28 protein-coding genes and 1 pseudogene are annotated in these 22,002 nt (G+C 35.4%); 18 read left to right on the top strand and 11 right to left on the bottom strand.

What is annotated here, in order from left to right; translation table 11 throughout:
- Window positions 1-45: 45 nt before the first annotated feature.
- From CRN91_RS01960 to CRN91_RS01945, 4 genes are read left to right on the top strand one after another with little or no spacing between them, the layout of a single operon-like run.
- Window positions 46-798, top strand: a complete 753-nt coding sequence (locus CRN91_RS01960) for a GntR family transcriptional regulator (RefSeq protein WP_114114778.1) — start codon at window positions 46-48, stop codon at window positions 796-798.
- A complete protein-coding gene (gene nagA / locus CRN91_RS01955; RefSeq protein ID WP_114114777.1) occupies window positions 795-1,943 on the top strand; it encodes an N-acetylglucosamine-6-phosphate deacetylase in 1,149 nt (382 codons plus the stop codon). Before CRN91_RS01960 ends, nagA begins: the two co-directional genes overlap by 4 nt.
- Window positions 1,940-2,719 (top strand): glucosamine-6-phosphate deaminase, encoded by a 780-nt coding sequence (nagB, locus tag CRN91_RS01950; protein WP_114114776.1) that lies wholly within the window; start codon window positions 1,940-1,942, stop codon window positions 2,717-2,719. Before nagA ends, nagB begins: the two co-directional genes overlap by 4 nt.
- Before the next feature lie 50 nt (window positions 2,720-2,769).
- The gene (locus tag CRN91_RS01945) at window positions 2,770-3,480 is read left to right on the top strand and encodes an MBL fold metallo-hydrolase (RefSeq protein WP_114114775.1); all 711 of its coding nucleotides are present in this window, start codon (window positions 2,770-2,772) and stop codon (window positions 3,478-3,480) included.
- Window positions 3,481-3,488: 8 nt separating this feature from the next.
- Here the strand turns inward: CRN91_RS01945 and CRN91_RS01940 are convergent, their stop codons facing one another.
- Window positions 3,489-3,965 carry an Lrp/AsnC family transcriptional regulator gene (locus tag CRN91_RS01940; RefSeq protein ID WP_174688434.1) on the bottom strand — a complete coding sequence of 159 codons (477 nt, stop codon included), beginning with the start codon at window positions 3,963-3,965 and terminating at the stop codon, window positions 3,489-3,491.
- Window positions 3,966-4,117: 152 nt separating this feature from the next.
- Here CRN91_RS01940 and CRN91_RS08735 point away from each other — a divergent pair.
- The 3 genes and pseudogenes from CRN91_RS08735 to CRN91_RS01930 form a co-directional block, all read left to right on the top strand.
- Window positions 4,118-5,281 (top strand): annotated as a pseudogene (locus tag CRN91_RS08735) (monodechloroaminopyrrolnitrin synthase PrnB family protein); the annotation flags it as partial.
- 279 nt (window positions 5,282-5,560) lie between these two features.
- Window positions 5,561-6,421, top strand: a complete 861-nt coding sequence (locus CRN91_RS08730; RefSeq protein ID WP_371412779.1) for an aminotransferase class V-fold PLP-dependent enzyme — start codon at window positions 5,561-5,563, stop codon at window positions 6,419-6,421.
- Between the two features lie 34 nt (window positions 6,422-6,455).
- On the top strand, window positions 6,456-6,842 hold the full coding sequence (locus CRN91_RS01930; protein ID WP_114114773.1) for a DUF2721 domain-containing protein: 387 nt from the start codon (window positions 6,456-6,458) through the stop codon (window positions 6,840-6,842).
- Between the two features lie 11 nt (window positions 6,843-6,853).
- Here CRN91_RS01930 and CRN91_RS01925 read toward each other — a convergent pair whose 3' ends face one another.
- A complete protein-coding gene (locus CRN91_RS01925; RefSeq protein WP_114114772.1) occupies window positions 6,854-7,852 on the bottom strand; it encodes an arginase family protein in 999 nt (332 codons plus the stop codon).
- 16 nt (window positions 7,853-7,868) lie between these two features.
- Window positions 7,869-8,438 carry a hypothetical protein gene (locus CRN91_RS01920; RefSeq protein WP_114114771.1) on the bottom strand — a complete coding sequence of 190 codons (570 nt, stop codon included), beginning with the start codon at window positions 8,436-8,438 and terminating at the stop codon, window positions 7,869-7,871.
- A gap of 126 nt (window positions 8,439-8,564) precedes the next feature.
- On the opposite strand from CRN91_RS01920, the gene CRN91_RS01915 reads away from it, so the two are divergent.
- Window positions 8,565-9,281: an SDR family NAD(P)-dependent oxidoreductase gene (locus CRN91_RS01915; protein ID WP_114114770.1), complete on the top strand. Its 717-nt coding sequence runs from the start codon at window positions 8,565-8,567 to the stop codon at window positions 9,279-9,281.
- A gap of 25 nt (window positions 9,282-9,306) precedes the next feature.
- Here CRN91_RS01915 and CRN91_RS01910 read toward each other — a convergent pair whose 3' ends face one another.
- From CRN91_RS01910 to CRN91_RS01900, 3 genes are all read right to left on the bottom strand, one after another.
- Window positions 9,307-10,245 carry a hypothetical protein gene (locus CRN91_RS01910; RefSeq protein WP_114114769.1) on the bottom strand — a complete coding sequence of 313 codons (939 nt, stop codon included), beginning with the start codon at window positions 10,243-10,245 and terminating at the stop codon, window positions 9,307-9,309.
- 1 nt (window position 10,246) lies between these two features.
- Complete coding sequence (locus CRN91_RS01905; RefSeq protein ID WP_114114768.1) at window positions 10,247-11,173, bottom strand: inverse autotransporter beta domain-containing protein; 927 nt, start codon at window positions 11,171-11,173, stop codon at window positions 10,247-10,249.
- Between the two features lie 113 nt (window positions 11,174-11,286).
- Window positions 11,287-12,294 (bottom strand): Ldh family oxidoreductase, encoded by a 1,008-nt coding sequence (locus CRN91_RS01900; RefSeq protein ID WP_114114767.1) that lies wholly within the window; start codon window positions 12,292-12,294, stop codon window positions 11,287-11,289.
- Between the two features lie 342 nt (window positions 12,295-12,636).
- On the opposite strand from CRN91_RS01900, the gene CRN91_RS01890 reads away from it, so the two are divergent.
- Complete coding sequence (locus CRN91_RS01890) at window positions 12,637-13,377, top strand: carbon-nitrogen hydrolase family protein (protein WP_254424957.1); 741 nt, start codon at window positions 12,637-12,639, stop codon at window positions 13,375-13,377.
- 24 nt (window positions 13,378-13,401) lie between these two features.
- On the opposite strand, the gene CRN91_RS01885 is transcribed toward CRN91_RS01890, so the two are convergent.
- The gene (locus tag CRN91_RS01885) at window positions 13,402-13,929 is read right to left on the bottom strand and encodes a pentapeptide repeat-containing protein (RefSeq protein WP_114114764.1); all 528 of its coding nucleotides are present in this window, start codon (window positions 13,927-13,929) and stop codon (window positions 13,402-13,404) included.
- 93 nt (window positions 13,930-14,022) lie between these two features.
- On the opposite strand from CRN91_RS01885, the gene CRN91_RS01880 reads away from it, so the two are divergent.
- Window positions 14,023-14,388, top strand: coding sequence for a cupin domain-containing protein (locus CRN91_RS01880; protein ID WP_114114763.1), 366 nt, complete (start codon window positions 14,023-14,025; stop codon window positions 14,386-14,388).
- Between the two features lie 63 nt (window positions 14,389-14,451).
- On the top strand, window positions 14,452-15,630 hold the full coding sequence (locus tag CRN91_RS01875) for an SRPBCC family protein (protein WP_114114762.1): 1,179 nt from the start codon (window positions 14,452-14,454) through the stop codon (window positions 15,628-15,630).
- 15 nt (window positions 15,631-15,645) lie between these two features.
- On the opposite strand, the gene CRN91_RS01870 is transcribed toward CRN91_RS01875, so the two are convergent.
- Window positions 15,646-16,338 (bottom strand): glutathione S-transferase family protein, encoded by a 693-nt coding sequence (locus CRN91_RS01870; protein WP_114114761.1) that lies wholly within the window; start codon window positions 16,336-16,338, stop codon window positions 15,646-15,648.
- Between the two features lie 202 nt (window positions 16,339-16,540).
- Here CRN91_RS01870 and CRN91_RS01865 point away from each other — a divergent pair, with 202 nt between their 5' ends.
- Both CRN91_RS01865 and CRN91_RS01860 read left to right on the top strand, forming a co-directional pair.
- Complete coding sequence (locus CRN91_RS01865) at window positions 16,541-17,227, top strand: bacteriorhodopsin-like (RefSeq protein ID WP_114114760.1); 687 nt, start codon at window positions 16,541-16,543, stop codon at window positions 17,225-17,227.
- Window positions 17,228-17,325: 98 nt separating this feature from the next.
- Complete coding sequence (locus CRN91_RS01860; protein ID WP_114114759.1) at window positions 17,326-18,171, top strand: hypothetical protein; 846 nt, start codon at window positions 17,326-17,328, stop codon at window positions 18,169-18,171.
- Between the two features lie 179 nt (window positions 18,172-18,350).
- Here the strand turns inward: CRN91_RS01860 and CRN91_RS08650 are convergent, their stop codons facing one another.
- The 3 genes from CRN91_RS08650 to CRN91_RS01850 form a co-directional block, all read right to left on the bottom strand.
- A complete protein-coding gene (locus tag CRN91_RS08650) occupies window positions 18,351-18,527 on the bottom strand; it encodes a hypothetical protein (RefSeq protein ID WP_168177004.1) in 177 nt (58 codons plus the stop codon).
- A 21-nt stretch (window positions 18,528-18,548) separates the two neighbouring features.
- Entirely contained in the window at window positions 18,549-18,737 is a 189-nt protein-coding gene (locus CRN91_RS01855) for a hypothetical protein (RefSeq protein ID WP_114114758.1), read from the bottom strand.
- A gap of 99 nt (window positions 18,738-18,836) precedes the next feature.
- Complete coding sequence (locus tag CRN91_RS01850) at window positions 18,837-19,244, bottom strand: VOC family protein (protein ID WP_114114757.1); 408 nt, start codon at window positions 19,242-19,244, stop codon at window positions 18,837-18,839.
- 222 nt (window positions 19,245-19,466) lie between these two features.
- Here CRN91_RS01850 and CRN91_RS01845 point away from each other — a divergent pair, with 222 nt between their 5' ends.
- The 5 genes from CRN91_RS01845 to CRN91_RS01825 all read left to right on the top strand — a co-directional run bounded on the left by CRN91_RS01845 (window position 19,467) and on the right by CRN91_RS01825 (window position 21,953).
- Window positions 19,467-19,886 (top strand): hypothetical protein, encoded by a 420-nt coding sequence (locus CRN91_RS01845; RefSeq protein WP_114114756.1) that lies wholly within the window; start codon window positions 19,467-19,469, stop codon window positions 19,884-19,886.
- Window positions 19,887-19,888: 2 nt separating this feature from the next.
- Window positions 19,889-20,107, top strand: coding sequence for a helix-turn-helix transcriptional regulator (locus CRN91_RS01840; protein ID WP_114114755.1), 219 nt, complete (start codon window positions 19,889-19,891; stop codon window positions 20,105-20,107).
- A 20-nt stretch (window positions 20,108-20,127) separates the two neighbouring features.
- On the top strand, window positions 20,128-20,319 hold the full coding sequence (locus CRN91_RS01835) for a hypothetical protein (RefSeq protein WP_114114754.1): 192 nt from the start codon (window positions 20,128-20,130) through the stop codon (window positions 20,317-20,319).
- A gap of 172 nt (window positions 20,320-20,491) precedes the next feature.
- Window positions 20,492-21,064 carry a DUF4389 domain-containing protein gene (locus tag CRN91_RS01830; protein WP_114114753.1) on the top strand — a complete coding sequence of 191 codons (573 nt, stop codon included), beginning with the start codon at window positions 20,492-20,494 and terminating at the stop codon, window positions 21,062-21,064.
- Between the two features lie 49 nt (window positions 21,065-21,113).
- Entirely contained in the window at window positions 21,114-21,953 is an 840-nt protein-coding gene (locus CRN91_RS01825; protein ID WP_114114752.1) for a hypothetical protein, read from the top strand.
- Window positions 21,954-22,002 lie beyond the last annotated feature (49 nt).

The raw sequence follows: 22,002 nt of genomic DNA, 5'->3' as shown, positions 1-22,002 counted from the left end.
AATAATACCAATTTAATACCAATATTTTATTATTTATTCAACTTAATGGATGATACTAACAATCTAATTAATTTTTTAATGCCGTCTAATGATCGCCCAGACTCGCTTTATAAACAATTATCTAAGTCACTTAATAGAGCAATTCAACAAGGTCTTTTAACTCCAGGTGATGCTTTAATGCCAGAAAGGGAGTTAGCATCCAGGCTAAATATGTCTAGAATTACTGTTCGTAAGGCCATTGATCAACTAGTTGAAATAGGACTATTAACAAAACGTCAAGGTGCTGGCACTATTGTTGCTGAAAGTGTTGATCTAGTTCTTCACAAAAGCCTTTCATCGCTCAATAGCTTTACTGCTGACATGAAAAAGAGGGGACTAGAATCTTATTCTAGAACTATATTGCGCGAGGAAGGTAAAGCTAGCTCTAAAGAGGCATTAATTTTAAATTTAGGTGAGGATGATTATGTGCACCGTCTTAATAGAGTAAGGTATTTGGTAAATGAGCCACTACTTTATGAAATTGCTGTAATCCCTGCAGCCATAATATCTATTACATCAGCGATTGATGATTCACTTTATGAGCTTCTTGAATCTAAGAATATGAACCCAGTAATTGCAAAACAAAATATTCATGCCATCACTGCAGATGATAACTTGGCTGATAAACTTGAAGTAAAACCAGGCAGCGCAGTATTATTTGTTGAAAGAAGGGGTAAAGACTCTAATGGCAGAGTCGTTGAATATACTCAGTCTTATTATCGTGGTGATCGCTATGACTATGTGGTGGAATTAGGATGAAACAAGCAATCACTGGTGCCAAAATATTTTCAGATCACAAATTGCTTGATAACAAGGCTCTCTTAATTGATGGTGAAAATATTATTGGTATTGTTGCTAAAAATGATATTCCAGATAATATTAAAATTAAACAATTAAACGGTGGCATTCTCTCTCCTGGCTTTATTGATCTTCAAGTAAATGGTGGGGGTGGAAAATTATTTAACAACTCACCTGATAAAGAGAGTTTGGATGAAATAATAAAATCTCATCAACACTTTGGTACGACAAGCATAATGCCAACTGTTATCAGTGATTCCTTGAATGTTCTTCAAAGATGTACTTCAACAATATCTAATGAAATCAATAATAACAAATCCCTTCTAGGCGTTCATATTGAAGGCCCCTTCTTTAATGTTAAGTATCGAGGTGTGCATCAAAAGCAATATATCAATACGATAAACAATGATTACTTAAACTTGTTTGAAAGCCTTCAAGGCTTCCCAGTGATGCTAACTTTAGCTCCAGAATGTATTTCTATCAAGCAGTTAAAACATCTTAAATCACTTGGTTTTAAAATTCTAGCAGGACACACTGACGCTAGTTATGACCAGCTAGAGGAGGCAATTAAATATGGCCTTGATGGCTTCACGCATCTTTTTAATGCGATGGGACAAATTTCAGCACGTGAGCCAGGCGTGGTTGGCTCAGCATTAAATTTTAATAATACTTCGGCAAGTATTATTGTTGACCTGCACCACGTCCATCCATCATTGATCGAGATGTCCTATAAGCAAAAACCCAAAGGCAAACTTTTTTTTGTTTCAGACTCTATGGCAACAATTAATCATGGTGAACCTTCTTTTGAGTTATATGATGAGGTCGTTAGTGAATCAAATGGTCGACTTATCAACTCTGAAGGAAAGTTAGCTGGATCCTCAATAACTCAAATTGATGCCATTAAGAATGCCTATTCTACTTGTAATATTCCACTTTGTGATGCGATTGCAATGGCAACGAGCTACCCTGCAGAATACCTTGGAGTAAGTGATTATCTAGGTTCATTAAAAGCAAATTATCGAGCTGACCTTGCTCACTTTGATAGTGACTTTAATGTCAAAAATGTTTGGGTTGCTGGCAAACATCTAAAACAAGAAGCGTCATGAGAGTCGTTATTCTTCCAAATGAAAAAGAGGCGAGTAGTTTCGCTGCAGAATTTATTGAAAACTTTATTGCTCAAAAAGAAAATTTAGTTCTTGGTCTAGCAACTGGTAGCTCTGTTCTTTTAACATACGAGGAGTTAATTAAAAAGCATGCGTCTAATGGCTTAAGCTTTAAAAAAGTTACTACTTTTAATTTAGATGAATATATTGGTTTAAAACCTGGGCATAGTCAAAGCTATCGTCATTATATGAACCATAAGTTATTTAATCACATTGATATTGATAAGAAAAATACATACATTCCTGAATGTTTTAATGAGGATTATGAGTTATGTTGTGCAAATTATGAGTCAAAGATTAAATCAACTGGTGGGATAGACCTTCAAGTATTAGGCATAGGGGCCAATGGTCATATTGGATTTAATGAACCTACTTCTAGCCTTCGTTCAAGGACCAGAGTAAAGACACTTACTGAAAATACAATTAAAAATAATGCTCGATTCTTTAATGATAATGAGCTGCAACCGTCCATTGCAGTGACTATGGGTATTGGAACAATTATGGATGCTGAAAGTATCCTTCTAATTGGTCTGGGTAAACATAAAAGTAAGTCAGTTGCAGATTTAATTGAGGGGCCGATATCATCTTTCTGTCCTGGTAGTGTTCTTCAAAACCACCAAAATGTTGTTATTGTTTTAGATAGTCTTGCAGCATCAGATCTAAAGTTGTATGATTACTATATTCACACCGAAAAAATGTACCTTGAATTTATGGGTTGAATGTTAATATTTATTTAACAATCTATTTCTAATATATTGGGACTGATAAGATGAGTTTAATCTTCAAACAACTATTTGAAAAAGAAAGTTGCACATATACTTACCTTTTAGCTGATAGTAATTCAAGAGAGGCTGCAATAATTGATGCTGTCGATATTATGATTGAGCGAGATACGACTTTACTTAAAGAATTAAATCTCGATTTAAAATTTATTATTGAGACTCACATTCATGCCGATCATATAACAAGTGCGTTAAGCCTTAAAAACTATTTTCCAGAAGCAAAAATTGTCATGAGCATAGAGAATACTGATGCACAAGATTGCTCAGATATTATGGCGAGTGAAGGCCATATACTTACTCTAGGTGATTATGAAATTAATACAATAGAAACGCCTGGTCATACCTCAGGTTGTATGTCTTATCATATTGAAAATAAAGTTTTTACTGGTGATGCTTTATTCATTAGAACTACTGGGCGCTGTGATTTTCAAGGTGGTTCAGCGACAGCACTTTATAAATCAATTCACAAGCTGTTTGCATTACCAGACTCAACTGAAGTATATCCTGCTCATGATTACAATGGTCTATCAGCAAGCACCATTGGTGAAGAGAAGAAATTTAACTCAATGATAAGGGAAGAATTTGACGAACAAACATTTATTAAAAATGTAAATAATTTAAAACTTGATATGCCGAAAAAAATTAAAGTTGCTGTCCCTGCTAATAATAGCTGCGGCTTAATTCCAGCACAAAGTTAATATATTGACTACCCCTGAGCTTCCATTGGTAACTCTGCTCTAGAAAAGTTTTGTTTTAAAACAACCGTGGACTCAATACTGGCAATACAAGTCAAACTACCAAGAGATTTTTTAACGAAACTTTCATAATCAAGTAAGTTATTAGCAATAATTTTTAGAAGATAATCATGAGAACCTGTAATAACAGAGCACTCCAATACTTGAGGTAATTTTTTCATGGCATTTTCAAATTGATCTGCACTCGTATTTGAATTTTCAGTTAGCCTTATAAAAACATAAACCATTGCATTTAGTCCAAGTGCTTCAGGGTTTATTTGCGCAGAATATCCTGAGATAACTCCAGCTTTTTCAAGTTTTTTAACTCTTCTTAAGCAGGGTGTATCTGACATATTTAATCGAGTTGCTAACTCAGAAATAGCTATCCTCCCCTTACTTTGTAGTATTGATAATATTTTTAAATCCTTACTGTCAATATTAATATTCATTATTAAAATGTAAAATTGTGGTATTTTTATATAATAATATACCTTTTTTTAGTTATATTCACTAATTTTTCTAATAATAAGTGGTAATTTTGTTGATTTAAACTGGATAAATACTGATATTATTGCTTTTTTTATATTACTTAAATAGACAGTTGACTCCTAACTCCCGTACCTTTGATCATTGGATCAGAAATCGTTTTGTAGAATTAAATACTGAACTTGAAGTTCTTTACTCCAATCAAACAGAGAGGACTAATGTTGAATCTATTGGTAATGATCTAAAAATTGCACTGGAGAATGAAGGTAGGGAAATAATTAAAACACTCTTATCTGAAGGTAATACCGATGAAGGGTTTGATAATGCATTTGATTTATTAGGTAATGTAGGTCTTTACATGGCAGCTTGCAGAAGACATGAAATAACCGACCCCTCAAAACAGTCGACTTCTCCATTAAAAGAGGCGTCTGGTCTTGCTATGAATATTGGTGCATCAATTGGTGTTACCCCTCGTTTTGCTACCGCTCATCTTTCAACTCACAATAAGGCAGTTGATGGTGTCTACAAGAGTTTCACCAGTCTACCTGCTGAAAAACTTTTTCTTGATTACAATACTAAAGCAATTCTGGCCTATAAAAGGGCTGCTGATGCGCTTCTTAAAATGCATCCACTTGGAATTTCACATCCAATGTGTCCAGAATTATTAGTTGTTGTTAAAGATGCTCTAGAAGAAGTTATTGAATCCAATGCTGCACTATTTAATGAGCTTGATGTTAATGATTTTTTTTACTGCGTTCGTCCTTACTACAAGCCATATCATGTTGGATTTCAGGTCTACCGTGGTGCAAATGCCGGAGACTTTGCTGGCATAAATGTAATTGATATCTTACTTGGTCTATGCTTTGCCAATGAGCCAGCTTATTCTCAAATGCTTGTTGATAAATTTCTATATATGGTCCCAGAAGATCAAAGCATCTTAAGAGATTGCATGAGAAGAACAAGCATTATGGATGAATTTTTAGATTCTTCAATATCTACTAAGAGCTGGTATAAAGAAAATCTCACCTTATTTCTTGAAATTTGTCAGCTTCATGGTGAGGCAGCAACCCAGCATCATAATCAATTGGTTGAAAAATATATTGCAAAGCCATCAACAGACCTAAAAGAGTCTCAACTTGATAATATTACAGCGAGTGGACCTCCTCTAAGTGTGTTACTTGATTCGCTTGAAAAACTTAGGGATCGAAGAGCTGCAGCAAATCGTGATGATATAAGAACGCGCTTTAATGATATTAAGCTTCTAAAAAAACGCTTGAAGAAGACTACTAAATTACAGAAAAATAACTTTAAGGATGACTTTATCCTAACACCTTCAAATTATCTGCTCAATCATTCCGTAGGCAGGCCCTTGAAGACTTCTGAAAATGATTTTACTGAAAGATTTTATGAGCCTTGGAAAAATTCTAATGGTGAGCCATGGGACCAGTGGCTTAAAACCATTAATGATTTTACATCCTCTTTAGCTAAAATCTTTAATGGTAAACAAGCTGAATTCTGTCCTCAAGTTAACTTATCCAGTGGACTCACTAAAATCCTAATGTCTTTGGTGCAAATTCAAAAGAAGAAAAGTATTGTCTTAGTTAGTGAAATTGATTTTCCTGGAATGGGTTTTGCTTTAAAGAAATCATTGCCTGATGATTGTGAAATTAGATATATACCTGCCAATCAAGACATAACTGATTCAAATATATGGAATCAATATATGACCCCTGACATAGATTTAGTATTTGTCAGTCATGCCTACTCTAATACTGGTCAACTGTCGCCAATCAAAGATATTCTTGCAATGGCAAGGTCGAGAGATATTATTTCAATTCTTGATATTGCTCAATCGGCAGGAATTGTGCCAATAGATTTAAAAGCTTTAAAACCAGACTTTATGCTTGGCTCAAGTGTTAAATGGTTATGCGGTGGCCCAGGAGCTGCTTATTTATGGGTCAATTCAAAGCGCTTGTCGTCGTGTAATCCAAAAGATGTTGGCTGGTTTAGCCATGAAAATCCCTTTGAATTTGATATACATAATTTTCGTTACCATGATACTGCTCTTAAGTTCTGGGGAGGCACCCCAGTAGTTGCACCATTCATTATTGCCACAAATAGTATTAATTATTTTACAAAGATTGGTATTAAAAATATCAGAAAGCATAACCAAGCTTTAATTTCAATGACTGCGAATGAACTGGATGTTGAATTTGTTTCCCCAAGAGATGAGGCAATTAGAGGTGGCACTATGATATTAGATTTTGGTAAAAATCAACAAACAATGCTTGGCCATCTTAAGGAAAATAATATAAGTGTTGACTTAAGGAGTCATGGTATTCGAATGTCCCCTCATATTTTCAATGATGAACAGGACATTGATCAGCTAATAAGTGTTATAAAATCCGCAAAGCCTTAAAACAGAGATAAATTTCTAATTAAAATAGAGCACTATGGATATGACCACACCCGCTCTACTTTTCCCTGCAATCTCTTTACTATTTGTTGCCTATACAAATCGTCTTCACTCTCTAAGTGTCCTTATTAGAGCTATGACAACTGAGGGTAGTGAAGAATCCAAGACTAAGCACACAGAGGAACAGCTTAATATTCTTCAAAAGCGCGTTAACTATATTAAACGGATGCAAGTCTTTGGAATTGTCAGTTTTATTTTTAACTTACTGACGATTATTTGTATCTACGTAAATTATGACACACTTGCAAATTATGTTTTTGGTTTTGGACTATTAATGCTTTCAGCATCTTTATTTTTTGCATTGCTCGAGACACTGATCTCTACCAAAGCTCTCGACATTCACCTCAAAAATTACAAGAACTAAAATCTAATAGTTTAAGGCTTGGTGCCTATATTATCTGCAATTAGACAGACCATTTCAAACATAATAGCATTGGCAACATGAGCGGTTATTTGGTTAGGCGCGTCAACCGTTGGCATGAGGCAAACCACATCACCACCAATTACATTCTTACCCCGAAGGCCTTGTAACATTTGCAGCACATCTGGCATTTTAAAGCCCTCAATTGCTGGCTCAAGATTTGACACTCCAGGTGCCACAGTAACATCTAGACAATCCAAATCAAAGGTCACATAGATTGGGGAGTCGCCAACTCGCTCCTGAATCATCTCAATACATTTTTCAACACCGTACTCGTCATACTGATCTTTGGTAATAATCTCATAGCCTAGCTCATAGCTTGAATTAAGCCAGTCTAGGGTTCTCGTATTACCCCTAATTCCAACCTGAATACTTTTTGATGCATCAACAAAACCGTCCCTAACAAGATAGCTTGCCCAGTGAGCGGCAGACTTTACAGCACCCAGGAAATGATCAAGTTGATGGAAGGCATCGGTATGCGCATCAAAGTGAACAAGCACTGCTTTTTCACCACCGGTTAGTTTTGACTTAGGACCTGCTATCGCTTGCAAAATTCCACCGGTAATGGAGTGGTCACCACCAATTGAAATTGGTCGAACACCAGACTCAGCAATAATTTCATAAAAATCAGTTATGCGCTCGATACACTGCTCGTTATTATTAGCTTCAGGCAAAGGAACGTCCCCAAAATCTCTGATCTCACACATCTCCCAAGGCGAAATACCAAACTTAAGGTGGCCACGTCGACCCTGCGCTGAAATATTTCGAACAGCCCTTGGACCGAGATGTTGGTCACGCTGCGTGGTTCCATTTCCAGTACTATGAGGGACACCAACAAGAGCAATATCGCAGCCCTCAGTCTCAGGATTATGAGGACAACGAAAAAGCGTTGGCACGCCCCACCAATAGAGGCCATTCATCATCGCTGCATTGTCTCTGGTTTTCTTATCCATAATTTAAATCCCTTTACTACTCAAACTTTTCGCTAACCTTAACTAGAATTGCCTCTTTATAGGGCACCTTTAATTCCTGTGATGCCCATGCAGCAAAACCTAAATCAACTTGCTGCTCCCAAGTTTTTATAGGATTTTTAAAGATTGTAACAGAGGATTCCTTTGGCGCTGATAAAAACAATGCCATCTCTTCAGCCTGTACTTCTTTATTTTTATTGTCTTCAGAAACGTATTCACTTATATTTATATATTTTGCAATATCCGTCATCCAGAAAATACAATGTCGGTATTCTTCTGCAAGATTGACACCTTGAATATATTCTTGCGTTAAGGTCGTTATCGCTTCTGTTTGTGCCGCCGTAATTTGACCATTAGTGATTTCCATGTCAGTACCATCAATTAAGTGGTACGCATAGATTCTATTCATTAGAGCCTCACCAGCAGTAAGCCCTGCCATCTCAGGCCTAGTAAGTTCAATATATATTAAAGCTGAACATCTAATGGCTCTATCAGCAACTTCTGAATCAGCCTGAACTGGAGACAATAGTCCAATCGATAGGAGTGCAATCGTTAGTAATTTTTTCATCAGGTAATTAATAAATTTATTTAAATAATAAATAAAGTATAAACAAATTAGATAACTAAATAATATCTTTAATATTTATTAGTTGTAAAATAGTTAATTCAATTTTTCATCAATTTAAAAAATCATATGTCAGATAAATATTTAGTTTTTGGTGCCACAGGTGCAATTGGGTCTAGTCTTGCAAAGCAGCTTCATGAATCAAACCATGGGGTTCATCTCGTTGCCAGAAATGAAGACGAAGTCAAAGTGATTGCAAATGAGCTAGATTGCAGCTACTCTATTGCAGATGTCTTAGAGGAAAACTTTATTGAAAAAATTAAAGTGGATACCACTGACTTTAATATTAAGGGTGTTGCTTACTGTGTTGGCTCAATAGACCTAAAACCAATTAAAAGAGTCTCTGAAGGTGACATGCACGCTTGCATGAAATTGAATCTATACTCTGCTATTGAAGTAATTAAGGGTTTTCAAGAAGACCTTAAAAAGAACAGTGGATCAATTGTCTTATTCTCATCAGTTGCCGCCCAGAAAGGTTTTACCAACCACACTATTATTGCTACTGCCAAGGCAGCAATTGAAGGGTTAACGGTTACACTTGCTGCTGAATTTGCACCTAACATCAGAGTTAACTGTATTGCACCAAGCCTTACAAATTCTAAGATTGCTCAGCCAATGCTCAAAAATCCAATTGTTGCTGAGGCACTTGCTAAAGCACATCCGCTTAAGAGAGTTGGTGAGGGAAAAGACTCTGCCTCGATTGCAAAATTCCTTCTGAGCGAAGAGAGTTCGTGGGTTACAGGACAGATTATTGGTGTTGATGGTGGTCGATCAAGACTATCTTAATTTATCTTGAACAACCACTAAATGATTAATCAGTAACAGTTAGATACAACTGAACTGGGTCAGCACCCATTTTAATAATATTATTATTGTTTTCATCACCATCAAAATCAATTGATACTGAATCAGTTGTTCTCATATTCAGTTGCCAAGTTGATTCTGTTGTCACCACATAAGGCGTTGTCAGCGTTGTAGTCCAAAGAATTTTTGCAGCATCTGTACAAGCTGTTGCAAAAACATCTGTTGATTTAAGTAGAGAAACTTCTGCTGAACCATTACCAACAGTTCCAAAACTAGCATAATCTCCATTAGCCACCCAACTATCAGAGCACTCTTCTCCTGTTAACTTATTGATAACCTCATAAGAGAAAGCAGGTGCTGAATCAGCCAGAGCTCCACATGATATTAATTGCGCACCATCAGCAGTGGTAGCACCATGAGGCGAAGTAAATTGTTCGTTTGTATAGGAGCTAGGGCCTGCAACAGAGGTCCAACAGGTCGTTCCAGCACTAGAACTTACACCAGTAACACTATTGCTAGCTGTAAACGAGTGCTTGATACCAAGCTTATTACTTAAAACTACAACCATGTATGGATATGTCCCAGGGTCAATTGCAAACTCAGGAATGGCCATTGCACCAGAAGTTCCTGCAACAATAACATGTTTTACACCAGCGGCATTATCAACAATATACTGACATGAACTCAAATCATTTGCAGCAGTTGAAGCAGTACAAAGTCCTAACTTATAAAACGTTATCTCGTATTCATCTGGCGTATCTGAACACTGGTCACCTCGCGCACTTCGAGAAGTTTCATAAACTGGCGCATCAGTATTACCTGATACAACGTCGAGCAATCCAGCATCTGTATACCTACAGCTTGCTTCAGCTGCTGTTGAGAAAACAGCTGATATTAAAAATAAGCTAATTAATAGTATTATTTTATTTAAATTAAATGTTTTCATATTAGTATCCTGCCACCGTTAATACACCAGTTTTTTTCTTAATAATTCGATTTTCACGCTGAACAAGATCATACCTTTCAGCACCGAGCTTCTTAAACTCGTAAGCCTTATCAGATAAAGTAAATAGTGTTGGCCTTACGTGTTTTTCTTGGCCAAAGGCCCAAGTATAGTTAAGAGAGATAGTATCAGTATCCTTCTTAGCAGCATCCTTATAATCAGTGCGGATGTAGTTCAGTGAAAGATTATCTGAGAGGTGACCGCCTAAGGTGTACTTCCTGTCTTTTTGATCTTTCATACCATCAACTCCTTTCCACTGGACTGCATTCATTCCAAACATCATTCCAGGTAGGTAAGGAAGGGCTACCTTAAAGCCCATGTCCCTTCCATCAAGCGCTTTAGAGTCCGTGCCACTCTTATCTTTGATGTAACCTGTTGTTCCGTTATATGAGTTCACTCTTGTCTCAAAGACTGAGCTAATAAGCTCAAAGCCAATACCGTTACGTTTGTGATCATTTGGAAATTCATGGTCATAAAATGCATTAACACCTGTCATCCATGTCTCATCTTGATTAAGTCTTCTGTAACCAAGACCAACATTAACAGTTGTTCTATTATCAAATCGATTAAGGTTGAATTGGTTAAATAAGAAAGAATTACGGTTATCACCATAAGCCTTAAGGACCCCAATATCAACTGAGGAGTCACCTTCTTTTAGGTTTGTACTCACCTCAACCGTATCAAAGGTTGGACTGAGAAGAGCACCTATTCCAGTTGACACAAAAGAACTGGCAGAACTAGTCATTCTGCTCATCAGCGATGATTTAATTTGCTCAGAATCATCAGCACTTACGCTCAAAGAAAAACCAAGCAACATTGTCAAAACTGCACTAAGCGAAGTCTTTGTTATACTTGAACTTGATATTTTCATATCATATATCCCCGATAAATAAATAATTTAAAACAGGATGTATTATATAGGGGTACTTACTATATGTATATATCTCAAAATGGACTATTTTTTTCCATAATTTGTTGAAAATTCTAAGTTAATAATTCTATTTTTTCATATAAGTCTTTGGAGATAGTTATCATTTCTGACTTCTCACGGACCTTCCTTTTTTCAATTCGCTTATCACCTGGAAGTCTTGTACCAGGTTGCTCAAGAATTGCACCGACCAAAGTTTCAGTCCTCTCACCAAAGCTTTCTCCAGAGAAAAAACTAGGATCAATGGCAATAATTAGCTGACCAACACCTGGGGCATCGCCCTCAGCGTTAAGAAAAGAACTTGCCTCAAAGCCAAAGTTTGAACCAGTCAGTCCTGCTGAAAGAACCTCCACCATCAGTGCTAGAGCACTCCCTTTAGCATCTCCAATTGGAAGCATTGCTCCTTCAAGAGCTTTTTTAGCATCCGTTGTCGGCTTACCATCTTTATCTATTGCCCAGTCCTCTGGGATTTTTTCATTAAGTTGATTAGCCACCATCACTTTCCCACGAGCCACTTTGCTAAGGCTCATATCGATTACTAAGGGTACTGCTGAATCTCTGGGCGATGCAAATGCAATTGGATTGGTGCCAAATAAGGCTTGAGTGCCTCCCCAAGGTGGGATAGCTTTAGGCGTATTACCAAACATCAAGCCAATTAGGCCTTCTTCTGCAAGTCTTTCAACGTGCCTTCCCGCCTGACCAAAATGATGAGAACGAGAAATACTGGCAGCTGCAATGCCAAAACTTTTACAAGTTTTTGTTATCTCACTAAGGGCTAATGAAATTGCAGGGAAAGCAAAACCATGATTTGCATCAACACGAATCACACTCCCCTTTGAACTTAAGATTGAAGGAGATACACTGCCAGCAACCTTACCAGCAATGACTTGCTCAACGTAAGAAGGAATTCGTGATAAGCCGTGCCCAGCTTGACCATCAAACTCAGCATTGATTAGAGCATCAGCAACTTCTTTTGCATTTACATCTGAAGTTTGGTTATTTATTAAAGCATTAAAGGCTAAATCCCAAGCCTCCTTTTCACTTATTTGCAATGTTTTTATCATCAAAAAGTCCCTATAAATTTACAAATTAAATTATAGTTATATTAATGGCTGCAAAGTTTATTTTCAAATGATAAATTTCTCTTTAAAAACTAGGGTTGCTCTTTATTGCAGTGTCCTTTGGATGCTTTTTGCTTTTTTTATTGCAACTACATACTCAAAGCTCAATGATCAAATAATAATTAGTTGGTTTGATTTTTATAATGTTTATTGGCATATATTCTATATAGTAGGAATTCCAGTTTGGCTATATTGGTTTGCTATACGGCCTTATAAATGGATAAAAAAAATTCGTAACTCTGGTCAAAAAAAATGAAACTAAATATTGGTATATTTCAATACAAAATGCGTAATGAAACCCCTCATGCAAGAATCAAAAGGCTTGATGCTCATTTAAAGAAAAATAGAGCCTTAGATTTAATGATATGCCCTGAGCTCTTTCTTTCAGGATACGGTAGTGAAGATAAAATTAAGGAATTTTGTGAGTCAAGTAAGGGTGATTATGCAAAAAAAATTAGTCTGCTTGCAAAAACATACGCAACTGCAATCCTCTATGGTTATCCTGAAAAAAATAGCAACAAGCTCTTTAATGCTGCCCAGCTTTTTGATAAAAATGGGAAGTCACTAGCCAATCATAGAAAAAAAATGTTGCCACCAACTGCCAGCGAATCCAAAATATTTACACCTGGTGATGGGGACTCTATCGTCTGGATCAATGGCATCAAAACGGCAATTGTTATATGCTACGAATTGGAGTTTCCAGAACTAATAAGGAAATTATCTTTGGCTGGCGTGCAATTAATTCTTGCTCCAACTGGACAGTCTTCTCATTGGCCAGCTGCTGCAAAATACATATGCCGCAGTAGAGCATTTGAGAATGGTATTTTTGTGGCGTATGCCAACTCTACAGGAGATCTCAATGGTATTAATTTTATGGGTGAGAGTAAGGTTATTGGCCCTGATGGATTAGATATTATTAATGCCAAGAAAGGAGAAAAGACTATTATTGGGGAAATAGATACCAAACAAATTTCATTAGTGCAGGAAAAGATGCCTTATCTAGAAGACTCTAGAACACTTAATTAAAACGTCAGAAAGTAACTCTAAATTCTACTTATCTAAATCGCATGAAGAATTGTCTATGCCCCATGGAGTCTTAGTATTGCAAAAAATTGCACCATTGAGAATAGCGCCCATAAGGTTTGCACCTGTAAGATTGGCGTCAGTAAGATTAGCTTTAGTAAGGTCAGCTTTTGCCAAGTCTGCCTGTCTCAAATCAGCCCCAATCATCCACGCCTCTTTAAGCTTTACACCAAATAAATTTGCTGCAAAAAATGATGTGTTCTCTAAGTTAGCACCTTCCAGATTAGAGCCATATAAACTTGAACCTTCAAAGTTTGATCCAAAGAAATTTGTGCCACTAAGGTTTGCTTCTATAAAGTTTGCTCCACTGAGACTAGCTCCAATGAAGTTTAAGCCGTTAAAATCTGAGTCTCTTAAATTACAGCTATTACACTGATTTAATTGATTTAACGAATCAATATTGAAATCAACATTTTGCCACTCATCAGCACTATTAGCCCCTACTGAAGTAATAATAGTTATAGAAAAAAGAAAAAAGAACAATAAATTTTTCATAGTTTTTAATATTTGTAGAATTTAATTAATTGATATAGAATACCTGTGAAGGCTAAATAAGTAAATTTTTTTATAACATTTAGGAGAAGTATAATGGCTAATTTAGTAAAAAAATCTTTTGATAATCCAGATGATTCAGTAACACCTGATAAAACTAGCGTAGCAACCCTAGAGTTTGGCTCAGTAAAAGCCAACAGAATTACCCTGCAACCGGGATGGATGTGGTCTGAATGCATCAAGCCCCATGTTGGTGGTGAGAGCTGTCAAGCAGGTCATCTAGGCACATGTATCCAAGGCACTATGCGTGTCACTCATGATGACGGCACAGAGATGATTGTAAGTGCCGGAGATGCCTACTCTATTTCTCCAGGCCATGATGGCGAGATAATCAGTGATGAGCCTTTTATTGGCTATGAATTTAATAATCAAGGCAAATCTTTTGCAGTTTGGGATAGTTAAAAGACGGTTTTTATTTAAAAAAAACCCTATTAAATAGGGTTTTTTTTAGTCACATTTTTTTATATGGAAACTAAAATCTATCAGAATCATCACTCTAACGCATCGCTTGATAGCGTAGTAAAGATGCTTAATGAATCAGCTAAAAAATCATTTGAAGATGCAACACCCATTCCAGCAGCAGTAAATCATTCTGTCGAATTTTATAATCATGAACAAGATCGTATTTTTAATCAAGAATGGATTTGTATAGGTCGGACCGATGAAATTCCCAATACTGGAGATTATCTTACTCATGATATAGCAGGTACGCCGATCCTAATTGTTCGCCAAGAATCTAGTGAGATTATGGGATTTGTAAATGTTTGTGCCCACCGATTTACCTATCTTGTATCAAAGCAAACTGGTAATGCATTTGCTTTTACCTGCCCCAACCATGCCTGGACATATGCACTAGATGGTACTTTAAAGCATGCGCCCTTTATGGAGATGAAAAATGATTTTGATATTGAAAGTCATCGCTTGAAAACTCTTAGTACTGAGGTTTGGGAGGGGTTTATTTACATAACGCTTGCAAAAGATCCTAGCAAAAAAGTTGCTCCTTCACTTGAAGAGTTACGTAAAAAAATCGTTGGCCAATATGACATGGCTAGTTATAAGACCTTAATACGTGAGAGCATGTCATGGGATGCGAACTGGAAAAATTTAATTGAAAACTTTACTGAAAGTTATCATGTTCCCATTGCCCACCATAAAACATTTGCTAATCATAAAAAAGCTATTGAAGACTATGTATGTGGTGAAGATAATGACCATTATTGCTATCATTATGCACCTCAAGAAGCAGAAAGTGGTCCTGGCGCTGCTCATCCAAATAATACCAAACTAGAAGGGCCATGGAGAAGGACAATGGTTGATTTTTGTATTTTTCCTAATCATTTAATTACGCTCATGCCAGATTATCTTTGGTGGATTTCTGTGATGCCTGAGGGAATCAATCGCTTCAAAGCAACATGGGGTGTGGCAGTCCCACCAGAAATACTTAAAGAAATTCCCGAAGCAGAATACGATGAGTGGGTGCAACAAATGACCAACTATATGGAGACCGCTAATAATGAAGATAAACTTCTTGTGCAGGGTCTTAATCGAGGCACCGGCTCTCGCATATTACCAGAGGGCACACTCCATCCAATTGAAAAAAATCTTTGGCAGTTTACTAAGTATCTTGCAAGAATATCTGGCTAATTAATAGAAAAAAATTTAAATTCTATCCGGTATATCATAGTTATATTCATCTGAGGAGGACTCATCATGTGAATAGGTTTTTTTCTTCCACTGACCAACAAGAGGGTGCTCACCTAGCTCGTTATATACTTTTCTAAGGCCAACAAAAGGCTGAATAACTTCTGGTGGAATATCATCAAGTACTCCTTGGGCAATCCAACCTAGAAAACTCCATACTGCAATATCAGCAACTGTCACTGTGTCTCCCACAAACCAATGGGAACTATTTGCATCGATAATCTCTTCTAAGTAACCAAAGTATCTGGGCAAGTCTGTGTTTGTTAAATCGGCTCTCATTTGCTTTTTTATTATTGGATCATTTTCTCGCATTGAGAGATTCAACATTACATTCATATCGGTCACCGTGTCAATAATTTGATCGACTTTTCCTGCCTCAACCATATCCTCAGGATACATGCCACTGAGCTTACCACAGATTCGAGCAATACCGCCAGACTGAGCAACACTCTGACCATCAATAACTAATACAGGAAGTTGTCTGAAAGGAATTGATGTACCGTCTTTAAGCTTACCATGCTCCTTTAAAAACTTATTGTCATCACCAGTAATCCTAACATCATCAAAATCAATATTAGCCATGAATAAAGATAACCTAGCAACCTCAGCCCTCCAGAAAGGCATATCAAAATATATAATTTTTAAATCCATTTGATTTACTCCCAGAATATCGTAAAATATACATACATTTTAGATAAAAAAAATATTTGATGTTATTGGATTATAGGTAAATATATAGTTCATAAAAAACCATTATTGTTTCATGTCTAATTTGTATTAAAAAAGGGTATATTTTCATCCTTACAGGCCTCTGAGGCTGTATGGTTTTTTAAAAAAATATCAAGGAGTTAGTATGGACGGTATGTTACAAGCTGGAGATTTTGTTGGCGTCTCATTTTGGTTAGTATCTGTTGCTATGGTTGCCTCAACAGTATTCTTCTTTTACGAGGGTATGAACGTAAATAAAGAATGGAAACTTTCAATGACAGTTGCTGGATTAGTTACATTAGTTGCTGCTATTCACTATTACTATATGAGAGATCACTGGGTTGCAACTCAAAGTTCTCCAGTAGTCTATAGATACATTGACTGGTTAATTACTGTGCCTTTATTAATGATTGAATTCTTCATCATTCTTAAAGCGGTAGGTGCAACAATTTCAACAAACTCTTTTTGGAGATTGTTGGGTGGTACACTAGTTATGCTTATCGGTGGTTTTGCAGGTGAAGCAATGCTAATCTCTGCTTCCCTAGGATTTATCATAGGTATGGTAGGTTGGGCAATTATCATCTGGGAAATCTTTGGTGGTGAAGCTAGTAAAGCAGCTGAAGCGAATGAAGGTGTAAAAACTGCATTCAATGCACTAAGAATAATTGTATTAGTAGGCTGGGCTATTTATCCACTAGGCTATATCTTCGGATATATGATGGGTAGTGTAGATGCAGGCTCTCTAAATATTCTTTATAACCTTGCAGATTTTGTTAACAAAATCTTATTTGGTTTAATTATTTGGAACGTAGCAGTAAAAGAATCTGCTTAATTTTAGATAATAGAATAATAAAAAGCCCTCTTTATGAGGGCTTTTTTTAACTCTATTTTTTTTTAAAAAATATCTTAATAAGAAATTTCAACAGAAAGATGATAAATACAGCACTCTCAAGATTCAATGAAGACATGCGTTTCACAATCTCTGAAAAGCTAACTCAGAGAACAATTAGTGAGCTTAAAAAAGAGCTAGATATAGTTGAGCAGTCTTTAAATGATTGGAAGAAAAAATTAGATAGCAGGGCTTTTGGGAAAATTAAAGATAATAATATTACTTATGAAGAATGGAGAGAGATTTATATTAGTCATGGATGGGTGGAAATCTCTGCTCACAATTGCTGTTATGATCCCCAAGGCATAACATTTGAAAATGGTCTTGGAAAGCTCAAATCAAATAAAGAAAATGATAATGCAGACGAACAATATTTTGCCTCCTATGAGCTTGATATCTCCTACTTAGACATCTGGAAAGCTTGGAGTAGGTACCATCAAAAATGGCGTCTTAGAATTGATAAACTAGCATTGGAAACTTTTAACATGGGTAGAGTCACTCAAACAAATTTTACTCGACTAGAGGATGCTCTCCTTGTCACTCTTGGCCTAAGTCCCTCAGTTGTAGGCACAAAAGGTTTTGAAAACTTTAGCCTTGAAGAAAAGCTATTCAAAACTAACAAAGTTAATTACAAAAATTACAATGGATTTGCTTTTGAAATAAGTAGTAACTTATATAGCAATGATGGTTATGGGCACATAGAGTGGTATCTTAAATCAAGAAAAGAATACACGTTGATCGAGAGAATAGGAACTAGAGGACAGCCATCACAATTTAACGACAGGCTGTCTTCTCAAAAATTCCTAAAATGGGCTTATGAAAATAAATATATAGAACAAATAATTAAAGCCGTAAACCCAGATGGAAATAACATCAGAATTAACTGAGTTACTTCACCATTCAAACAAGATACGTTACTAATGCTTTTTAAATAACTACGAAACTATAAGCTATTATTTATCTTCAGCTTCAATATTTTTAAATTCTTTCACCGTCAATACAGCTCCAATTATTGCAAGCACAAAACAAAATAAACCGGTAAAGAATAATAATGAATCTTCCATATTTAGTCCTTCCTTGCTATTATTTTAAAATAAATAGCAAACGTTAAAATTGATGGAATCCAAGTTGAAGTAAACAATGCTTCTTGCTTAGTATCAACACCTTGAAACCAAAGAAAAGCAGTTGTTACAAATGCAACTGCAACAGAAATTAAAATACAAATATCTGACGTTTTAATCATAATTACACCCTCTTTTAAAAATTAATCTTCATTCCAAAAAGCCCAAGAACCTATTAATAAGAAAATGACTGCCAATGAGGCATGCGCTCTTATACTAGTTTCCTGGGGCAACTCTATTAAGAATGGGACAATATTAACCATACCAAGCAAAAGCCAAATGACCGCTAATGTTGCTAGAAAAAGCGCTATTTTCCCAATTTTAATTTTCATACAATTCTTTTTTTAAATAAATTTAGTTCACGTATTATCAACTAGATAATACAATTAATTTAGAAGTTTTTTGCTTCAAGTGAAGTTCTTATGTGGATATTAGTCTCTTGGATTCACCATATGTTTAATTTCTAGAACATTAAGATTTGGATCTTCAACAAAGAAAGTTTCCTGCTGATAATCTGTACCTTCAAATCGAATATATGGATCGTCTAGAAATCCATTGTGATCAAGAACATTTTGTCGAACTTGCTTATATTGGTCCATCTCTAAATGCACCCCAAAGTGAGGAACTACTACATTCCCCATGTCAACATCATGTCGAATCCTATCTGATGATAGCCTAGGTTTTGAGCTATGGAGCGTTAATTCATTACCCCAAAAATCAATATCCTGCCATAGGCCATCCTCAGCCATATCTAATTTACAGCCAAGTACCTCTTGATACCAAGGAACAGTGATTGATAAATCTCCAGCCTCTACTGCTAAATGAAATCTATTACTCATTCTAAGTTTCTCCGCAGACAAGATTATTTTAAAAAAGCATTATATCCGTTAATTATTTGAAAGTAAATATCTCAAAAAGACCCATACAATATTATTAATTCTCAAAAAAAACTATTCCCGTACACAGGTTTGAAATTAATGTATATTATTTTTTACATTACGTAATTTATATCTTACTTTATATCTGTTATAATATACATTAAGTAACTTATAACATACATAATGAATATTAAAATTAGAAATACCTTGGGAGAAATAATAGGAGCATTAATCGCGATGATTTGGATGTTGCTCCACTTAACTGAAAGTGCAATAATGACTATAGATTCTGTGTCTAAAGTGCTTGCTCAGGGCATTGGAATCAGCATTATTTTAATTATTGCCCTTAATGTAGTTATGAACATGCTCTTTTCAATGGTTACTGGCAAACTTGAGAAAGATATTGATGATGAAAGGGATAAAATTTTTGAACTCTACGCCTTGCAAGTTAGTAGCGCAATATTTGGTATTACTCTTGTAATAACTCTTGTTTTATTAGGCTGGTTTAATCTCACTATTAATGCAGGCCTAATTGCTATTACTTTTTCGGGATTTACAGCAAGCATTGTTAGTCTTTTTTTAAAGGTTTACCTCTACAAGTAGTAATGATTAAGAAAAAGATTAATATTGAAAATACTGTCAGGAAACTCAGATTTAATAATGATGAGATGACACAACAGCAATTAGCAGAACTTGTAGGCATCTCAAGACAGACCGTCGTTGCCATTGAAAAATACAAATACACTCCATCATTAGATCTTGCATTTAAGATTGCCCTGGCATTTGATATGGAGATACAGGAAGTTTTTTTTGTAAATAAATAAATATTTATTAGGAGGAAGTAATGGAAATATCTGAACTAGAGCCAAAAATAAAAGATACTCAAGTCGAACTCATAAAGCACCAGGAAAAAACTCAAAGATTTAAGGAATATGTGCAGGGATTACTTATTGGGCTCTACACACAAGATGAATTTAATAGAAGAGTCGAGGCTATTTTTAATGAAACCTTTAAGAGAGATACAAATGACTCATGAAAATCATAAGTTAATTGATCATATTGATAGTATCAATGACAACTTAAATAAAATTGAGCAAAGCTCTAAAAGAAATACTGATAATGTGGGGGTTATATGGCTAACACTTTTAAGTTATATCATCTATATAGAGTTTTTTAAATAAAGTAATATTAAAACATAGGGAATAAGCATGACAGACTATCCAGTTAAATTAAAGATTGATTACTTGGGATCATCGAATCGATTAACTGCTTTATTTAGGTTCATTCTTGTTATCCCAATTGTTTTTATTTTGGGCTTAATTTCAACTTATGCCGAGGCTTTATCATTTGCTATTGCAATGATGTTACTCTTTCAAGAAAAGTACCCAAAGTTTTGGTTTGAATGGAATATTGGTATCACTAAATTTGCCTATAGAATCGCAGCTTATTTTTTTCTCATGCAAGATGAATACCCTTCTACAGATCAAGCTCAATCAGTTCAGATTACAGTGCCATATCCGGAAGTTAAAAATGATTTAAAAAGATGGATGCCACTTGTTAAATGGATTCTTGTTATCCCTCATATCATAGTCCTTGTCTTTCTTTTTATCGGAGTTATATTTTCAACAATTTTTGCATTACTAGCTATCCTATTGACAGGTATATATCCACAAGAAATCTTTAACTTTGTTGAGGGTTTTTTGAGATGGACACTTAGAGTTAGCGCCTATGCTCTTCTATTAACAACTGATGAGTATCCGCCGTTTCGTTTAAAAGATTAAATAATAAAACATTATAATAGACTGCTGAATATTTATAGAGTGAGATGAAATGAGTTACTTTATCCCTCATGCCAAAAGAGAAGACCTAAAACGAAAGACAGTTTATGACTTTGAAACTCAATTCCTTTTAATTAGTGCAATTGAAAAAAGATTTACATCTGAAATTATTAAAACCATACCCCTTTGTGACGATTTATTCAGCATCGGCTTTAAAAATGGAAAAAATGATTGGGAATTCGACCAATGGCGAGATGTTTATGTAAAACATAGATGGAAAGAAGTCAAAGGAAAACTAACATTAAAAAATAATTTCAAGATAGAAGAATCAGATCAAGCCAACTGGATTAAAAAAGACCTACTTCCTGACAAAAGCTCAGAAAAATGGACTGAATTCACTAAAGAGATTGATGGTGCTTCTTGCAGACGAAGTTTTCCAGAAGACAAACAAAAATTCTGGACTTGGCATATAGTGAATCATGACAAAACCGCATTTAAAAAAAGACATTATCTAATTCGGGATGCTTCCTTTGACCTAAATTGCCTAGAGTTATATTCAGATATTTACCTACATGAAGCATTTCTGATAATGCTAGGAATTTCTCCTGATGATATGGATAGAAATGAGTTTTTTTGTTGGATGCTAAGTATGGATTTGCTATCAATGATAGTTGACTCTATTCCTAACAAATTAAAAACAAAATTCGAGGATTTTCAGGAATGGAATATTCTTAAAGGGCATTTTGGTAAGAGCAAGAAGGTTGAGAAGGTTAGCATTGAAAATGGAAAAGTAATTATTGACACTATTAAAATCGATACCAAGGAGTTCATTGAATGGGCCCTAAAGAATGGCATCATTGAAGAAGATACCACCTACTTAAGAGATGGTTGAAAATTGATAACCAAAAAAAGTAAAATTTGGTTTATCTCAATAGTACTTT

The sequence above is a fragment of the Candidatus Thioglobus sp. NP1 genome (assembly GCF_003326015.1).
Taxonomy (GTDB): Bacteria; Pseudomonadota; Gammaproteobacteria; order PS1; family Pseudothioglobaceae; genus Pseudothioglobus; species Pseudothioglobus singularis_A.
Note: the sequence above shows the minus strand (reverse complement) of the source record. Positions and strands in the feature narration are given on the sequence as shown.

What these genes read in the sequence shown, in the direction of transcription:
- CRN91_RS01855 (WP_114114758.1), bottom strand. Translation starts at nt 18,737, where the DNA reads ATGAAAATTAAAATTGGGAAAATAGCGCTTTTTCTAGCAACATTAGCG.
- CRN91_RS01860 (WP_114114759.1), top strand. Translation starts at nt 17,326, where the DNA reads ATGATAAATACAGCACTCTCAAGATTCAATGAAGACATGCGTTTCACA.
- CRN91_RS01945 (WP_114114775.1), top strand. Translation starts at nt 2,770, where the DNA reads ATGAGTTTAATCTTCAAACAACTATTTGAAAAAGAAAGTTGCACATAT.
- CRN91_RS01900 (WP_114114767.1), bottom strand. Translation starts at nt 12,294, where the DNA reads ATGATAAAAACATTGCAAATAAGTGAAAAGGAGGCTTGGGATTTAGCC.
- CRN91_RS01890 (WP_254424957.1), top strand. Translation starts at nt 12,637, where the DNA reads ATGCGTAATGAAACCCCTCATGCAAGAATCAAAAGGCTTGATGCTCAT.
- CRN91_RS01865 (WP_114114760.1), top strand. Translation starts at nt 16,541, where the DNA reads ATGGACGGTATGTTACAAGCTGGAGATTTTGTTGGCGTCTCATTTTGG.
- nagB (WP_114114776.1), top strand. Translation starts at nt 1,940, where the DNA reads ATGAGAGTCGTTATTCTTCCAAATGAAAAAGAGGCGAGTAGTTTCGCT.
- CRN91_RS01885 (WP_114114764.1), bottom strand. Translation starts at nt 13,929, where the DNA reads ATGAAAAATTTATTGTTCTTTTTTCTTTTTTCTATAACTATTATTACT.
- CRN91_RS01830 (WP_114114753.1), top strand. Translation starts at nt 20,492, where the DNA reads ATGACAGACTATCCAGTTAAATTAAAGATTGATTACTTGGGATCATCG.
- CRN91_RS01930 (WP_114114773.1), top strand. Translation starts at nt 6,456, where the DNA reads ATGGATATGACCACACCCGCTCTACTTTTCCCTGCAATCTCTTTACTA.
- CRN91_RS01920 (WP_114114771.1), bottom strand. Translation starts at nt 8,438, where the DNA reads ATGAAAAAATTACTAACGATTGCACTCCTATCGATTGGACTATTGTCT.
- CRN91_RS01850 (WP_114114757.1), bottom strand. Translation starts at nt 19,244, where the DNA reads ATGAGTAATAGATTTCATTTAGCAGTAGAGGCTGGAGATTTATCAATC.
- CRN91_RS08730 (WP_371412779.1), top strand. Translation starts at nt 5,561, where the DNA reads ATGTCTTTGGTGCAAATTCAAAAGAAGAAAAGTATTGTCTTAGTTAGT.
- CRN91_RS01915 (WP_114114770.1), top strand. Translation starts at nt 8,565, where the DNA reads ATGTCAGATAAATATTTAGTTTTTGGTGCCACAGGTGCAATTGGGTCT.
- nagA (WP_114114777.1), top strand. Translation starts at nt 795, where the DNA reads ATGAAACAAGCAATCACTGGTGCCAAAATATTTTCAGATCACAAATTG.
- CRN91_RS01880 (WP_114114763.1), top strand. Translation starts at nt 14,023, where the DNA reads ATGGCTAATTTAGTAAAAAAATCTTTTGATAATCCAGATGATTCAGTA.
- CRN91_RS01960 (WP_114114778.1), top strand. Translation starts at nt 46, where the DNA reads ATGGATGATACTAACAATCTAATTAATTTTTTAATGCCGTCTAATGAT.
- CRN91_RS01925 (WP_114114772.1), bottom strand. Translation starts at nt 7,852, where the DNA reads ATGGATAAGAAAACCAGAGACAATGCAGCGATGATGAATGGCCTCTAT.
- CRN91_RS01840 (WP_114114755.1), top strand. Translation starts at nt 19,889, where the DNA reads ATGATTAAGAAAAAGATTAATATTGAAAATACTGTCAGGAAACTCAGA.
- CRN91_RS01905 (WP_114114768.1), bottom strand. Translation starts at nt 11,173, where the DNA reads ATGAAAATATCAAGTTCAAGTATAACAAAGACTTCGCTTAGTGCAGTT.
- CRN91_RS01875 (WP_114114762.1), top strand. Translation starts at nt 14,452, where the DNA reads ATGGAAACTAAAATCTATCAGAATCATCACTCTAACGCATCGCTTGAT.
- CRN91_RS01870 (WP_114114761.1), bottom strand. Translation starts at nt 16,338, where the DNA reads ATGGATTTAAAAATTATATATTTTGATATGCCTTTCTGGAGGGCTGAG.
- CRN91_RS08650 (WP_168177004.1), bottom strand. Translation starts at nt 18,527, where the DNA reads ATGATTAAAACGTCAGATATTTGTATTTTAATTTCTGTTGCAGTTGCA.
- CRN91_RS01910 (WP_114114769.1), bottom strand. Translation starts at nt 10,245, where the DNA reads ATGAAAACATTTAATTTAAATAAAATAATACTATTAATTAGCTTATTT.
- CRN91_RS01845 (WP_114114756.1), top strand. Translation starts at nt 19,467, where the DNA reads ATGAATATTAAAATTAGAAATACCTTGGGAGAAATAATAGGAGCATTA.
- CRN91_RS01940 (WP_174688434.1), bottom strand. Translation starts at nt 3,965, where the DNA reads ATGAATATTAATATTGACAGTAAGGATTTAAAAATATTATCAATACTA.
- CRN91_RS01835 (WP_114114754.1), top strand. Translation starts at nt 20,128, where the DNA reads ATGGAAATATCTGAACTAGAGCCAAAAATAAAAGATACTCAAGTCGAA.
- CRN91_RS01825 (WP_114114752.1), top strand. Translation starts at nt 21,114, where the DNA reads ATGAGTTACTTTATCCCTCATGCCAAAAGAGAAGACCTAAAACGAAAG.